At 64.9% G+C, this 14,248-nt stretch carries 12 protein-coding genes; 8 read left to right on the top strand and 4 right to left on the bottom strand.

Annotated elements, in window-relative coordinates:
• Both FVD38_RS22715 and FVD38_RS22710 read right to left on the bottom strand, forming a co-directional pair.
• On the bottom strand, window positions 1–2,370 hold the full coding sequence (locus FVD38_RS22715) for a GH36-type glycosyl hydrolase domain-containing protein (RefSeq protein WP_229493921.1): 2,370 nt from the start codon (window positions 2,368–2,370) through the stop codon (window positions 1–3).
• Window positions 2,367–3,743, bottom strand: a complete 1,377-nt coding sequence (locus tag FVD38_RS22710; RefSeq protein ID WP_147936886.1) for an MFS transporter — start codon at window positions 3,741–3,743, stop codon at window positions 2,367–2,369. Before FVD38_RS22710 ends, FVD38_RS22715 begins: the two co-directional genes overlap by 4 nt.
• Before the next feature lie 108 nt (window positions 3,744–3,851).
• On the opposite strand from FVD38_RS22710, the gene FVD38_RS22705 reads away from it, so the two are divergent.
• Complete coding sequence (locus FVD38_RS22705; RefSeq protein ID WP_147936885.1) at window positions 3,852–4,319, top strand: hypothetical protein; 468 nt, start codon at window positions 3,852–3,854, stop codon at window positions 4,317–4,319.
• Between the two features lie 64 nt (window positions 4,320–4,383).
• Here the strand turns inward: FVD38_RS22705 and FVD38_RS22700 are convergent, their stop codons facing one another.
• A complete protein-coding gene (locus tag FVD38_RS22700) occupies window positions 4,384–6,117 on the bottom strand; it encodes a methyl-accepting chemotaxis protein (protein WP_147936884.1) in 1,734 nt (577 codons plus the stop codon).
• A gap of 290 nt (window positions 6,118–6,407) precedes the next feature.
• Here FVD38_RS22700 and pyrG point away from each other — a divergent pair, with 290 nt between their 5' ends.
• The 5 genes from pyrG (at window position 6,408) to FVD38_RS22675 (ending at window position 11,033) form a co-directional block, all read left to right on the top strand.
• Complete coding sequence (pyrG, locus tag FVD38_RS22695) at window positions 6,408–8,096, top strand: CTP synthase (RefSeq protein WP_123068336.1); 1,689 nt, start codon at window positions 6,408–6,410, stop codon at window positions 8,094–8,096.
• Window positions 8,093–8,947 carry a 3-deoxy-8-phosphooctulonate synthase gene (kdsA, locus tag FVD38_RS22690; protein ID WP_123068324.1) on the top strand — a complete coding sequence of 285 codons (855 nt, stop codon included), beginning with the start codon at window positions 8,093–8,095 and terminating at the stop codon, window positions 8,945–8,947. Before pyrG ends, kdsA begins: the two co-directional genes overlap by 4 nt.
• 70 nt (window positions 8,948–9,017) lie before the next feature.
• Complete coding sequence (gene eno, locus FVD38_RS22685; RefSeq protein WP_147936883.1) at window positions 9,018–10,304, top strand: phosphopyruvate hydratase; 1,287 nt, start codon at window positions 9,018–9,020, stop codon at window positions 10,302–10,304.
• Between the two features lie 81 nt (window positions 10,305–10,385).
• Window positions 10,386–10,739 carry a cell division protein FtsB gene (ftsB, locus tag FVD38_RS22680; RefSeq protein WP_147936882.1) on the top strand — a complete coding sequence of 118 codons (354 nt, stop codon included), beginning with the start codon at window positions 10,386–10,388 and terminating at the stop codon, window positions 10,737–10,739.
• 9 nt (window positions 10,740–10,748) lie between these two features.
• The gene (locus FVD38_RS22675; RefSeq protein ID WP_147936881.1) at window positions 10,749–11,033 is read left to right on the top strand and encodes a helix-turn-helix domain-containing protein; all 285 of its coding nucleotides are present in this window, start codon (window positions 10,749–10,751) and stop codon (window positions 11,031–11,033) included.
• 161 nt (window positions 11,034–11,194) lie between these two features.
• Here FVD38_RS22675 and FVD38_RS22670 read toward each other — a convergent pair whose 3' ends face one another.
• Window positions 11,195–11,710 carry a Dps family protein gene (locus FVD38_RS22670; protein ID WP_147936880.1) on the bottom strand — a complete coding sequence of 172 codons (516 nt, stop codon included), beginning with the start codon at window positions 11,708–11,710 and terminating at the stop codon, window positions 11,195–11,197.
• A 99-nt stretch (window positions 11,711–11,809) separates the two neighbouring features.
• On the opposite strand from FVD38_RS22670, the gene FVD38_RS22665 reads away from it, so the two are divergent.
• On the top strand, window positions 11,810–12,976 hold the full coding sequence (locus tag FVD38_RS22665; protein WP_308617203.1) for an ankyrin repeat domain-containing protein: 1,167 nt from the start codon (window positions 11,810–11,812) through the stop codon (window positions 12,974–12,976).
• Window positions 12,973–14,103 carry an epoxide hydrolase family protein gene (locus tag FVD38_RS22660; protein ID WP_147936878.1) on the top strand — a complete coding sequence of 377 codons (1,131 nt, stop codon included), beginning with the start codon at window positions 12,973–12,975 and terminating at the stop codon, window positions 14,101–14,103. Before FVD38_RS22665 ends, FVD38_RS22660 begins: the two co-directional genes overlap by 4 nt.
• Window positions 14,104–14,248: the final 145 nt, after the last annotated feature.

The following is a 14,248-nucleotide window of genomic DNA, read 5'->3' as shown; positions in this document are numbered from 1 at the left end:
CTACGGCACGCTTACCTCAAGCCGATACGTGCGGCCCGCTTCGATCCTGTCGATGCGGGCTGCAGGCAGGGCGACACCGTCGCATATCACCTCGACCCGGTCGACCGCACCACGCTTGATGTCGACCTCGAAGGTCGCGCCGCGGAAGCGCCGCGTCACCGTCATGCCGTCCCAGCCCGACGGCAGTTGCGGCGCCACCGTCAGCCCTTGCAGGTCGCCTTTCAGGCCGCACAGGCCCTCGATCAGGCAGCGGTAGACCCAGGCCACGGTGCCGGTGTTGAACAGCTGGCTCGAGCGCCCGGCGGTGCGCGGATACTCCTTGTAGGCGCCGCGGTAGTAATTGGGGATGAACACCGGCAACTGGCCGCGCTGCAGGTAGTCGTCCAGGCCGGGGCCGGGGATCATCTTGCGCAGCGCGTCGAAGGCGCGGTCGGCTTCGCCGATCGTGTACAGGCTGTAGATGTAGAACACCGAGGCGTGGTTGTACACGGCGCCGTTCTCGGCCGAGCCGGGATGCTTTTGCGTGACGCGGCCGACGTCCTCGCGCATGCCGCTATAGGGCGGCGCGAACATCTGCACGCCATAGGGCGTGCGCAGCTGCTCGTCGATCGCGTCCAGCATCAGTGCGCGCTGTTCGGCGCTGGCGGCGCCCGACAGGAAGGCCCAGCTTTGCGGGTTGAGGTAGATGCGGCCTTCGGTATCGCTGGCGACGCCGAACTTGACGTTGTCGTCGGTGATGCCGCGTGCGAACCAGGCGCCGTCCCACAGGTGGGCTTCGGCGGCGCCGTTCATCGCTTCGGCGCCAGCGCGGTAGCGCGTCAACGAAGCGGCGTCGCCGCGCGCCGCGCACACGTCGGCCCACAGGTTCAGCGCGTAGGCCGCCGCCACCGTCAGCCAGCCCGAGACGCCGCGGCCCTTGTAGCCCACCATATTCATCGGATCGCACCAGTCACCCTGCTCGATATAGGACAGGCCGCGCGCGTCGCGTCGCTGTAGCAGCCAGTCCATCGCCAGCGAGATGCGTTCGAACGCGGTTTTCACTGCGCCGTCGTGGGTGGCGACCGGCACATCGAGGATGGCGTCGTCGCCCGTCTCGTCGAGATAGGCGCGCAGGCATACCGGCAGCCACACGCAGTGGTCGGTGTGCGGGATCTGGTTGATGTATTTCAGCTCAGCACCTTCGAACAGCAGGATCCCGTCCGGCATCGCGCCATTGGCTTCCTGCTGGCTCAGCGCTTGCAGGAAGGCGGTGCGCGCCACCGCCGGCTTGACGAAGGCCATGCCCATATTGTCCTGCAGGTAGTTGCGGGTCTGCGGGTCGGTGGAGAGGCGGTTGACGTCGCCGTGGTAGTAGACCTGGCGCGCGAGCCAGGTGTTGACGAAGTTGTCGAGCTCCCGGTCCGGGGTCGCGATCCGGAGCACGCCTTCGCCTTCGGCGATATAGGCCGCGTAGTTACGCGCCGCGGCGGCGAAGCCTTGTTCGCTCAGGTATTTTTCGCGTAGGGATGCGATCTCGGCATCGTCGAAGGCGGGGCCGAACAGGAAGCGGCGTGTGGCCGCTTCGTGCGGCGCCAGCGCCAGCCGGTACTGGACCACGGCGGCCGGCGTCTCGTAGCGCGCGTCGCCGCAGCCCAGGCGTTCGCCCGCGATCGCGGACGGCGCATGCAGGCCGCCTTCGCCTTCGAAGGCGATCTGGCCAACCTCCCAGGCGTCCGGCGCCTGCTCGCATAGCAGCACCGTGCGGTCCTTGAACAGGCGGTTTTTAAAGTAGTCTTCCAGCTTCTGGTAGGGCGTGACGCTGGAAGCGACAATGCCTCCCAGGTCGTGGCGGTACTCGGCCGACTGGTTCATCCACGACATGTAGCCGATCGTGAAATAGGGATAGACGCTGATGCGGCGCGGGCGGTCCGACAGGTTCGTCACTTCCATCGACCACAGCTCGGCGACGTCGTCCACCGGCAGGCCGAGCACAAGTTCGATGCGGATGCCGAACTTCTCGACGGTCCAGCGCAGGTCGTGGCGGCCGACCGAGAATTCGAAGCGGTCAACGCCGCCGCGTACCGGCTCATAGGGCGCCGAGAACAGCTCGCCCGTGTCTTCGTCCTTCACGTAGAAGAAGCGGCCCGGATGGTGGGCGTAGTAATGCTGCTCCGGCTGCATGAAGGACTTGGCCTGGATGTTCGGCGCGTGCGAATACTTGCTCGGTTCCGGCTGCATGAACTGGGCGGTGGCGTAACCGCGGCAGGTCGACTGGATCATCATCCTGCGGTTCCACAGGAAGCCGCCGGCCTGCGGCATCGCGGTGGGGCTGGTGAGCACGTAGCGGTCGTCTTGCGGGTGCAGCATGGATGGAATCTCCTGTGTGTTCATGGCGCAGCCTTGCGCGCTGTCAGGTCGGCCTGGATGCGCGCCAGTAGTTTGCTGTCGAGGTTATAGAAGCACATGACCAGCACCGCCAGCAGGGCAAAGGAGGCCGGCACGAAGGACATCAGCCACACGATGCCGGCTTGCGAGCCGGTGGTCTGCGCCGCATTCGGCACGTAGCCAAGGGCGGTGAAGACGGCGCCGATCACGCTCACCGCGACCGCGGTGCCCAGCTTTTGCGAGAAGGTGGCGGCGGCGAAGGTCATGGCGGTGGCGCGGCGGCCAGTGGTCCATTCGTTGTAGTCGGCGGTGTCGGCGTACATCGAGAACGCCAGCGGCGACTTGGGCCCGAGCACGAAGCCGGTAGCCGCCTGCAGCGCGAACATCAGGTCGATGCGGTCGCCGGGGATCAGGAAGAATGAGGCCGACAACACGGCGGTCGCGCTCATCAGGACGATCATGAGCAGCTTCTTGTCGACGTAGCGGGTCATGAGCGGCGTACAGGCCGCGCCGATGGCGGCGAAGATCATATAGGTCGGCACGAAGCTGGCCATCAGCTCGGGGCGTTCGACCACGTACTTGAAGTAATAGGCCGAGGTGGTGGTGCGCAGGGTGATGGTCACCATGATCACCAGGGCCAGCACGAACAGCACCACCCAGGGACGGTTGGCGGCCAGGTCGCGGATGTCGCGCAGCACGTCGCTCTTCTGGCCGGGCGGCGGCGCGATCCGCTCGCGGGTGTTGGCGAAGGTGATCAGGAACATCAGCGCGGCGGCGATGCTCCAGGCGACCATGGTCAGCTGCCAGCCGCGTTCGTCGTCGCCGGCGCCCAGCCACCCCACCATGGCCGGCGTGGCGGCCGTCACCAGGGTGGAGCCGGCGAAGGCGAAGATGAAGCGCAGGCCGTTGATGGTCGAGCGCTCCTGCGGGTCAGCCGACATCACGCCGGACAGCGCGTTATACGGGATGTTGACGCAGGTGTAGAACACCATCATCGCCAGGTAGCTGGCGTAGGCCCAGATGAGCTTACCGTCGGCGTCGAGATCGGGCGTGGTGTAGGTGAGCACGGCGGCGGCGCCGAGCGGGATCGACATCCAGACCAGGTAGGGGCGGAACTTGCCGAAGCGGGTGCTGGTGCGGTCGGCGGCGGCGCCGATCAGCGGGTCGGTGAAGGCGTTGATCAGCTTGATCGAGGCCAGCAGGGTGGCGGCCTGCGCCGCCGAGATGCCGAAGGTGTCGGTGTAGAAGATCAGCAGGAAGGTCGCGATATTGGCCCAGTAAAAATTGAAGCCCATATCGGCCACGCCATAGCTGAGCTTTTCGCGCCAGCCGAGGGGGGCGTTCGCTGCTGCAGGTGTCTCGGGCCCGCGCTTGAACATGCTTGTCTCCAGATCTTGTCTAATTATGTGAGCGCTAACATCTGCTGTAAGTATGCCGTCGAGTAGACTACATGTCAAATACCGAATTGATATCTGCAGCGAGCCACGATGAAACGATTTTCCGCTATTACCCTGTCCGCCTTGACGCTTGGCGCAGTGTCGATCATGGCCGCCGGCTGCAGTGACGACGCCAGGGTGAGCAAGGCGATCGGCAAGCTCGTCGACGAGCGCGAGTCGGAGACCATCCGCCTTGCCGAGGCCACGTCATTCGCGTGGGATCAGGTTTATCTGTTCGGCCCCTACACGGCGCGCCGGCACGTGTGCACGACGCTGGGCATCCAGGAAGAACATTGTGAACGCCAGATTCCTTTCGAGTCCCAGGACGACGGCGACATGTCGATCGCGTTCCTGGCGGAGGGACGCCTGGTGTATTACGCCCGGCATTCGCGCGCGAACGGGGACTTCACGCCTGTGCCGGCAGGGCAACCTCTTTCGCGGGACCGTGCGGTGTTCCGGTCGCTGCGTGATGGCGAGGGGCAGGGAGGGCTAGCCCGGGGCAAACTCGTACTCGAGTGAACCAATGAAAAAGCCGCCGTGGCCAGGGCGGCGACGGCGGCTTTTGTTCAGGCGCGACAGAAGCTTAGAACTCTTCCCATTCCGCTTCATTGACCTTGGCTGGTGCGGCGGGCTTGCCGGCTGCCTTGGTAGCAGCAGGCGTGGCCTTTGGTGCAGGCTTTGCCGCGGCTTTCGCCACCGGCTTGGCCAGCGCCGGACGTGCCGGCGGACGCTTCACCGGCGTCACCGGCGCCGCCGGGGTCACATGGCGCGGATCGAGCTTGAACACGTCGACCACCTGCGCCAGGCGCTGCGCCTGGTCCTGCAGCGCCGCGGTGGCGGCGGTGGCTTCCTCGACCAGCGCCGCGTTCTGCTGGGTCGCATTGTCCATCTGGCCCATGGCCTGGTTGACCTGGTCGATGCCGGTGATCTGTTCCTGGCTCGCCGACGAGATCTCTCCCATGATGTCGGTCACGCGCTGGATCGAGTCGACCACTTCGCGCATCGTCGCGCCGGTGTGGTCGACCAGCTTGGTGCCGGTGTCGACCTTCTCGACCGAGTCGCCGATCAGCTGCTTGATTTCCTTGGCGGCAGCGGCCGAGCGCTGCGCCAGCGTGCGCACTTCCGATGCCACGACCGCGAAGCCGCGGCCCTGTTCACCGGCACGCGCCGCTTCGACGGCCGCGTTCAGCGCCAGGATATTGGTCTGGAAGGCGATGCCGTCGATGACCGAAATGATGTCGACGATCTTGCGCGACGAATCGTTGATCGAGCCCATGGTGGCGACCACCTGGTCAACCGCCTGGCCAGCCTGGGTGGCGACGCTCGAGGCGGCGATCGCCAGCTGGTTGGCCTGGCGCGCGTTGTCCGCGTTCTGGCGCACGGTGCCGGTCAGTTCTTCCATCGAGGCGGCGGTTTCTTCCAGTGCCGCGGCCTGCTGTTCGGTGCGGCTGGACAGGTCGAAACTGCCGGCCGCGATTTCGCTCGAGGCGCCGCTGATGGTCTGCGTGCCGCTGCGTACTTCGTCGACGATCTTCGACAGCGAGGTATTCATATGGCCCAGCGCGCGCAGCAGGGCGCCGGTTTCATCGGTCGCTTTGCTGTCGATTTCGACCGTCAGGTCGCCGGCCGCCACCTGCTCGGCGGCGTGCACCGCCTGGCGCAGCGGACGGGTGATCGAGCGGGTCAGCAGCCAGGCGAACACGCCGCCCAGCAGCAGGGCGCCGGCGGCCAGCGAACCGATCACGAAGTTGCCGCGGCTGGCGGTGCTGGCGATCAGCTCGGCGCTGGCGGCGATGCGCTTGTGCTGCAGGTCGACAAGTTCCTTGACGCGCTCCTGGTAGGCCTTGGCGGCCGGGTTGAATTGCTGGGTCAGGATCTGTTCCGCCAGTTCGACGTTGCCTTCGGCCTTGGCCTTGACCGCGCCGTCGCGCGCCTTGCTGTAGGCGGTGCGGTGCTCCATCACCGACTTGAACAGGGCGGTCTCGTCGTCGCCGCTGATCAGGGGTTCGATCTGCTTGACCAGGTCGGCCGACAGCTTGCCGGTGGCGGCCGCGTCTTCCTTGAAGAAGTCGGTCAGCGACGGGTCGCTGCTCTTGACGATGGCGGCGGTGCGGCGCACGGCGGCGAAGATCTGGGTGTACCACTCGGCGATCATGCGCTCCTTCGCCAGCGGTTCTGCCAGAATCGCTTCTGTCTCGTGCGCGACCTGGTTCAGGCGCCAGACGCCGACGGTGGCGATGATGACGGTCATCAGTAGCGTCAGCGCGAAGCCGGCGGCCAGGCGCGTACCGATGTTGAGTTTGATGAAATTGCCCATGTTTTATGTAATCTAGATAGGGGTTTTCCGCCGGATTGGTGGCATCCGTGCGGCTTTATTGTGCTTATGGCACCAGAACTGTCATTACGACTGTTATCGGCAAAATATTGTCTCTTCCGACCGGTTACAATTATTGCCCAACCGAAACGAAAATGCACCCAGAATAGTCGGTTTGTGATCGGGCGACGACAGTCCATCGGAGGGTGTTGCTGCCTTGATATCAAGAAGTATTTGCAGGATTAAGGTATAATTTCAATTTCCCGCGCGTGCCATTCGGCACCATCAGCACAATGACCAAATTCGTATTCGTCACTGGCGGCGTCGTGTCTTCCCTGGGCAAAGGGATCGCGGCCGCTTCCCTCGCCGCGATCCTCGAGAGCCGCGGACTCAAAGTCACCATGCTCAAGCTCGATCCGTACATCAACGTCGATCCGGGCACCATGAGTCCTACCCAGCACGGCGAAGTGTTCGTCACCGACGACGGCGCCGAGACCGACCTGGACCTCGGCCACTACGAGCGCTTCATCAGCACCCGCATGAAGAAGGTGAATAACTTCACCACCGGCCAGATCTATGAATCGGTGATCCGCAAGGAGCGTCGTGGCGAGTATCTCGGCAAGACCGTGCAGGTCATCCCGCACATCACCAACGAGATCCAGGACTACATCCGTCGCGGCGCCGAAGGCGTCGACGTCGCGCTGGTCGAGATCGGCGGCACCGTGGGCGACATCGAATCGCTGCCGTTCCTGGAAGCCGCGCGCCAGCTGTCGCTGCGCTCGGGCCGCAAGGGCGCCGCTTTCGTGCACCTGACCCTGGTGCCGTTCATCGCCTCGGCCGGCGAACTCAAGACCAAGCCGACCCAGCACAGTGTGCAGAAGCTGCGCGAGATCGGCATCTCGCCGAACGCGCTGCTGTGCCGCGCCGACCGCCGCATCCCGGACGACGAGCGCGCCAAGATCTCGCTGTTCGCCAACGTCGAAGAGCAGGCCGTGATCTCGGTGTGGGACGTGGACACCATCTACAAGGTGCCGCAGGTGCTGTGCGACCAGGGCCTGGACGACATCATCCTCGAAGCCTTGGGCCTGGAAGCGCCGAAGGCCGACCTGTCGATGTGGACCAAGCTGATTCACACGCTCGAGAATCCCAAGCACGAGATCACCATCGGCATGGTCGGCAAATACGTCGACCTGATCGAATCGTATAAATCGCTGACCGAGGCGCTGCGCCACGCCGGCATCCACACCGAGAGCCGCGTCAATATCGAGTACCTCGACTCCGAGGAAATCGAAACCCGCGGCTGCGAGCACCTGGCCAAGTACGACGCCATCCTGGTACCGGGCGGCTTCGGCAAGCGCGGCGTGGAAGGCAAGATCATGGCCGCGCGCTACGCCCGCGAAAACAAGATCCCTTACCTGGGCATCTGCCTGGGCATGCAGGTCGCGCTGATCGAGTACGCCCGCAATATGGCAGGCCTGCCGAACGCGAACTCGACCGAGTTCGACCCGGAAACCGACCAGCCGGTGGTCGCCCTGATCACCGAGTGGCAGAACCACGATGGCAAGGTCGAGAAGCGCGACACCAACTCGAACCTGGGCGGCACCATGCGCCTGGGCGCCCAGACCTGCGCCGTCAATCCGGGCACGCTGGCGGCCGAGATCTACGGCAACGTCGTGACCGAGCGTCACCGCCACCGCTACGAAGGCAACAACTACTACCTGCCGAAGGTCGAAGCTGCTGGCCTGACCGTGTCTGCGCGCACCCCGAACGAAGACCTGTGCGAGATCATGGAACTTCCACGTGACGTGCACCCCTGGTATATGGGCGTGCAGTTCCACCCCGAGTTCAAGTCGACGCCACGCAATGGCCATCCGCTGTTCACGTCGTTCATCCAGGCGGCGCTGGCGCACCAGGCTTCCAACACCAATACCGCGGCCGGCGCAGCAAATGCGGCCCCGGCCTTGCAAGGAGATGCAGCATGAAACTCGCTGGATTCGACGTCGGCCTCGAGCACCCGATTTTCCTGATCGCCGGCACCTGCGTGATCGAATCGCGCCAGATGGCGATGGACACCGCCGGCACGCTGAAAGAGATCACTTCGGCGCTGGGCATCCCGTTCATCTATAAATCGTCGTTCGACAAGGCTAACCGCTCGTCGGGCAAGTCGTTCCGCGGCCCTGGCCGCGAGAAGGGCCTGGAGATCCTGGCCGACGTGCGCCGCGAAATCGGTGTGCCGGTCCTGACCGACGTGCACGACGAAGAGATGATCCCCGAAGTGGCGAGCATCGTCGACGTGCTGCAGACCCCGGCCTTCCTGTGCCGCCAGACCGACTTCATCAACGCCTGTGCGCGTTCGGGCAAGCCGGTCAACATCAAGAAGGGCCAGTTCCTGGCGCCTGGCGACATGAAGAACGTGATCGACAAGGCACGCGCCGCCGCGCGCGAAGCCGGCCTGCCGGAAGATAACTTCATGGCCTGCGAACGCGGCGCCTCGTTCGGCTACAACAACCTGGTGTCGGACATGCGCGGCCTGGCCATCATGCGCGAATCGAACTGCCCGGTGGTGTTCGACGCGACCCACTCGGTGCAGCTGCCGGGCGGCCAGGGCACCTCGTCCGGCGGCCAGCGCGAGCACGTGCCGGTCCTGTCGCGCGCCGCCGTGGCGGCGGGCATCGCCGGCCTGTTCATGGAAACGCACCCCGATCCGGCCAATGCGATGTCGGACGGTCCGAACGCCGTGCCACTGGCCCACATGAAGGAACTTCTGACCACGCTCGTCGAGATCGACCGCATCGTCAAGAAGACCGGTTTCATGGAAACCAAGTTCAAGTAAAAAGCATCCTGGAGGCGTCCTGCGGCAGGATGTCTCCACCCGATTTCCCCACCCCTGGAGACTGAGAAACATGAGTGCTATCGTTGATATTATCGGCCGTGAAGTCCTCGACTCGCGCGGTAACCCGACCGTCGAATGCGACGTGCTGCTGGAATCGGGCGTGATGGGCCGCGCCGCGGTGCCGTCGGGCGCCTCGACCGGTTCGCGCGAAGCGATCGAACTGCGCGACGGCGACCCGAAGCGCTACTTCGGCAAGGGCGTGCTGCAGGCCTGCGAGAATATCAACACCGAGATCTCCGAAGCGATCATGGGCCTGGACGCCAATGAGCAAGCCTTCCTGGACCGCACCCTGATCGATCTCGACGGCACCGAAAACAAGAGCCGCCTGGGCGCCAACGCCATGCTGGCAGTGTCGATGGCTGTCGCCAAGGCCGCCGCCGAAGAAGCCGGCCTGCCGCTGTACCGCTACTTCGGCGGTTCGGGTGCGATGCAGATGCCGGTGCCGATGATGAACGTCATCAACGGCGGCGCGCACGCCGACAACAATCTGGACATCCAGGAATTCATGATCATCCCGGTCGGCGCGCCTTCGTTCAAGGAAGCGATCCGCTACGGCGCCGAGGTCTTCCACACCCTAAAGAAGATCCTGCACTCGAAGGGCCTGAATACCGCCGTCGGCGACGAAGGCGGCTTCGCCCCATCGGTCGCGAACCATGAAGAAGCCATCAAGCTGATCATGCAGGCGATCGAGCAGGCCGGCTACGTGGCGGGCCAGGACATCGCCCTGGGCCTGGACTGCGCGGCCAGCGAATTCTACAAGGACGGCAAGTACGTCTTGGCGGGCGAAGGCGGCCTGTCGCTGTCGGCAGCCGACTTCACGAACATGCTGGCCACCTGGTGCGACAAGTACCCGATCATCTCGATCGAGGACGCGATGCACGAAGGCGACTGGGAAGGCTGGGCTACCCTGACCGCCGCGCTGGGCAAGAAGGTGCAGCTGGTGGGCGACGACCTGTTCGTCACCAACACCAAGATCCTCAAAGAGGGCATCCAGAAGGGCATCGCCAACTCGATCCTCATCAAGATCAACCAGATCGGCACCCTGACCGAGACCTTCGCCGCCATCGAGATGGCCAAGCGCGCCGGCTACACCGCCGTGATCTCGCACCGCTCGGGCGAAACCGAAGACTCGACCATCGCCGACATCGCGGTTGGCACCAACGCCCTGCAGATCAAGACCGGCTCGCTGTCGCGTTCGGACCGCATGGCCAAGTACAACCAGCTGCTGCGCATCGAGGAAGACCTGGGCGACATCGCCAGCTATCCTGGCCGCGACGCGTTCTACAACCTGAAGTAATCCATCAGGCCGGTGGACCGGCGGTGGTGGGCATAGCCACCCACCGTCGGTCCACCGGCCGTTTTCGTTTCTCTTTTTGCCATGCGCCTGATCACGATCGCCCTTGCCGTCCTGCTCGTGCTGATCCAGTACCCACTCTGGCTCGGCAAGGGAGGCTGGCTGTCCGTGGCCGACATGCAGGGCCAGGTCGAGGCCACGCGGCTCAAGACCGAGCAGCTCACCGCGAGGAACGCCAAGCTGGCCTCGGAGGTGGTTGACCTGAGGGATGGCACCGGCGCGGTCGAAGAGCGCGCGCGCTACGACCTGGGCATGATCAAGCAGGGCGAGATCTTCGTGCAGGTGCTGCGCAAGAACGAGCAGCCGGTCGAGTCGATGACCGTGCCGCCTCCGCCGCCGCCCCCGAAGGACGGCGCCAAGCCCGCGCCGACACACTAGTCAAACCTTATGAGTGAACAGAATTCCCCGATCGATCCCGCCAGCCTCGATTCGCTCGATGCGATTGCGGACTGCCTGGCCGATGCTTTCGAAGATGGCGATGGCGCCATCATTGGCGCCGCCTTGAAGGCGGTGTCGCAGGCGCCGGGGCTGGGCGCATTGGCCGCCGCGGTCGGCGTACCGCGCGAGCAGCTGGGCGCCGCCCTGGCGTCGGGCGAGTTCGACCTCGATCTCACGCTCGAGATCATGAAGGTGGTCGATTTGCATATGAGTGGTGGGCGCAGCGGCGATTGAGCCGCAGCAGTGGTGTCACCACCACCCTTGAACAACGTCTTTCCCGCGAAGGCGGGAACCTAAGTTTGCCAGCACCGAGGCTGCGCTCGACGTTGTCAATAAAGCGAAGGGCTTAGGTTCCCGCCTCCGCGGGAACGACGTGCTGACGCTGGTTCAGATCATCAGTTCTTCGAATCCGACGACGCTTCACCCTGGGTATGGCCCGCGCCTTGCTCCAGGAAGGCGCGCAGCATCCACGCATTCTTTTCATGGATTTCCATGCGGGTCGCCAGCATGCCGGCGGTCGGCTGGTCGTCGGCGGCGTCGGCGATGCGGAAGGCCGCACGGGCGGTGCGCGCCACCGCTTCCTGGCCTGCGACCAGCTGGCGGATCATCTCTTGCGCGCCCGGCACGTTCGCTTCTTCCTTGATGGTCGACAGCTCGGCGTAGCGCTGGTAGGTGCCCGGTGCGAAATGGCCCAGGGCGCGGATGCGCTCGGCGATATCGTCCAGTGCGTTCCACAGCTCGGTGTACTGCTCCTGGAACATCACGTGCAGGGTCTGGAACATCGGGCCGGTCACGTTCCAGTGGAAGTTGTGGGTCTTCAGGTACAGCATATAGCTGTCAGCCAGGACGCCCGACAGCGAGTCGACGATTTTTGCGCGGTCTTCGGTGCTGATGCCAATATCGATATTCATGTGCTTCCTCCGTATGTCAGTAATGGGTACGTGGTGCTGATGTCTGAAAATGCAACAGTGTCATAACAGCATGAGCTTACCATTTCGGGCAAAAACGCGATGGACGCCATCTGTGGCCGCATCTGTGTTCTATCTAACGGCAGACCTGTCGATTCCTCCCTACTATCGGTAACTTATCAACTGTGGCTTTCGATAGCAATCATACGGGAGGATGGTATGCCCCTTCATGCTGCCGTTCGCGCGGGAGACCTTCCCACCGCGAACGCACTGCTCCGCACCGGCGCTGACCCGGATCGCCGTGACCCCGAGGGCTTCACGCCCCTGATGATCGCGGCCGGCCTGGGGCAGTCGTACATGGTGTCGATGCTGCTCGCCGCCGGCGCCGACGTGCTGGCGCTCGATCCCCGCATGGGGGCGAGTGCGCTCCACAAGGCGGCGCAGTCCGGCAATGCCGACGTCATCGGCTTCCTGCTCGACCATGGCGCCTTCATCGACCAGCAGTCGCCCGTGCTCGGCAATACGGCGTTGATGGACGCGGTGCTCCACAAGCATCCCGGCGCCGTGGCGCGGCTGCTGGAGCGCGGCGCCAGGCCGAACATCCGCAACCACTGGGCGCAGACGGCGCTCGACATCGCACGCGGCGATGGCCTTGACGCCATCGCGCGCCTGATCGAGGCCAGGATCGACGCCGACGCCGGGCGCGTCGCCGCGCTGACCCTCGTCGCGGCGGTCAAGGCCGGCGACCGGGCCGAGGTCGAGCGGCTGATCGCCGCCGGCGCGAATCTCGACGAACAGGTGCCGATGGTCGGCAGCCTCGATGACAACTACACGCCGCTGGGCATCGCCGCGCGCGAGGGACATCTCGACATCGCGCACCTGCTGCTGGAGGCCGGCGCCGATCCGACCCGCATGATCGGCCTGATGGGCGGCACCGCCCTGCACGACGCCACCTATTTCGGCCACGCCGACATCGTCCGCCTGCTGGCCGAGCCGCGGCGTGGCGCCCGGCCCTTGCCCGAGCTGAATGCGCAGGGGCCCTACAACGGCCTGTGCGCGCTCCACGACGCGGTGTGGCAACAGCAGGTCGATGCGGTACGGGCCTTGTGCGAAGCGGGCTCCCGTCACGATCTGAGGGGGCATACAGGCCTGACGCCGCGCGAGCTGGCGCTGCACTACGGTGACGACGCTATCGCCGACCTGCTGGCCGAGAGAGAGCGCAAGCGTGCACAAAGCCCAACCGACGATCAACGAGGAGACCAGCCGTGAGCAACGCCATTCGACCGCATCCCTTCGCCATTCCCGAGGCCGACCTCGATGACTTGCGCCAGCGCCTGGCGCGCACGCGCTGGCCAGACAAGGAAACCGTCGACGACTGGAGCCAGGGCGTACCGCTGGCCAGGCTGCGGGCACTGGCCGACTACTGGCGCGACCGGCACGACTGGCGCGCGACCGAGACGCGGCTGAACGCGCTCGAGCCGTCGTCGACGACTATCGACGGCCTCGATATCCACTTCCTCCACATCCGCTCGCCGGAACCCGATGCGCTGCCGCTGGTGATCACGCACGGATGGTCGGGATCGGTGGTGGAGAACGTGAGGGCCGCCAGGATGCTGGCCGATCCGCGGGCGCATGGGCATGACCCGGCTGACGCCTTCCACGTCGTCCTGCCGTCGATGCCGGGCTTCGGCCTGACGGGCAAGCCGCGCGAACCCGGCTGGACGCCGGAACGCATTGCGCACGCCTGGGTCGAGTTGATGCGCCGCCTCGGCTACGAGCAGTTCGTGGCCCAGGGCGGCGACTGGGGATATTCGATCACGAATGAACTGGGCGGCATCGGGCTACCGGCGGTCAAGGCCGTGCACTTCAATATGCTGCCGGTGGTCGAGGGGATGGAAGCGCGCGACGCGCAGGAAGAAGAAGGGCTACGGCGCGTGCGCGACTTCAAGGAAAACCAGTCCGGCTACCAGCTGATGCAGATCCAGACCCCGCAGACGATCGCCTATGCGCTGACCGACTCGCCGGTTGGCCAGGCGGCGTGGCTGCTCGACCTGTACTGGCGCTGGATGGACCACGACGGCGATCCGACCGACGCGGTGAGCATGGACGACATCCTCGACACCGTCGACTGGTACTGGCTGACCGGCACCGCAGGGTCGTCGGCCCGCATCTACTGGGAGAGCATGCGCACCTTCAAGGAGCGCGAGCTTGCCGTGCCGGTGGCCTTCAGCCAGTTCCCGTGCGACCTGCACATGGCTAGTCGGCGCTGGGTGCAAGAGCGTTATCCGACGCTGATGTACTACAACGAGGTAGAGAAGGGCGGCCACTATCCCGCAATGGAGCAGCCGGAAATGTTCGCCGACGAGCTGCGCAAGGGTTTTCGCAGCGTGCGTTGATGCGCTGAATGAAGCGTTCCTTTGTCAGCCTGTAAACGTCGTCCCCGCGAAGGCGGGGACCCAAGGCATTTGCGTTGCCACTTGCGTTCGAGGCAGGCAGCGTGCATGCGAGCTTGGGTCCCCGCCTGCGCGGGGAGTCGTTACT

The sequence above is a fragment of the Massilia arenae genome, from assembly GCF_008014745.1.
GTDB classification, from domain to species: Bacteria; Pseudomonadota; Gammaproteobacteria; order Burkholderiales; family Burkholderiaceae_D; genus Telluria; species Telluria arenae.
The sequence above is the reverse complement of the archived record's forward strand: the minus strand, read 5'-3'. Positions and strand labels throughout refer to the sequence as shown.

Bases quoted from the DNA above. Each gene is read 5' to 3' on its own strand.
- FVD38_RS22715 (WP_229493921.1), bottom strand. From the start codon at position 2,370: ATGAACACACAGGAGATTCCATCCATGCTGCACCCGCAAGACGACCGC.
- FVD38_RS22710 (WP_147936886.1), bottom strand. From the start codon at position 3,743: ATGTTCAAGCGCGGGCCCGAGACACCTGCAGCAGCGAACGCCCCCCTC.
- FVD38_RS22705 (WP_147936885.1), top strand. From the start codon at position 3,852: ATGAAACGATTTTCCGCTATTACCCTGTCCGCCTTGACGCTTGGCGCA.
- FVD38_RS22700 (WP_147936884.1), bottom strand. From the start codon at position 6,117: ATGGGCAATTTCATCAAACTCAACATCGGTACGCGCCTGGCCGCCGGC.
- pyrG (WP_123068336.1), top strand. From the start codon at position 6,408: ATGACCAAATTCGTATTCGTCACTGGCGGCGTCGTGTCTTCCCTGGGC.
- kdsA (WP_123068324.1), top strand. From the start codon at position 8,093: ATGAAACTCGCTGGATTCGACGTCGGCCTCGAGCACCCGATTTTCCTG.
- eno (WP_147936883.1), top strand. From the start codon at position 9,018: ATGAGTGCTATCGTTGATATTATCGGCCGTGAAGTCCTCGACTCGCGC.
- ftsB (WP_147936882.1), top strand. From the start codon at position 10,386: ATGCGCCTGATCACGATCGCCCTTGCCGTCCTGCTCGTGCTGATCCAG.
- FVD38_RS22675 (WP_147936881.1), top strand. From the start codon at position 10,749: ATGAGTGAACAGAATTCCCCGATCGATCCCGCCAGCCTCGATTCGCTC.
- FVD38_RS22670 (WP_147936880.1), bottom strand. From the start codon at position 11,710: ATGAATATCGATATTGGCATCAGCACCGAAGACCGCGCAAAAATCGTC.
- FVD38_RS22665 (WP_308617203.1), top strand. From the start codon at position 11,810: ATGGACGCCATCTGTGGCCGCATCTGTGTTCTATCTAACGGCAGACCT.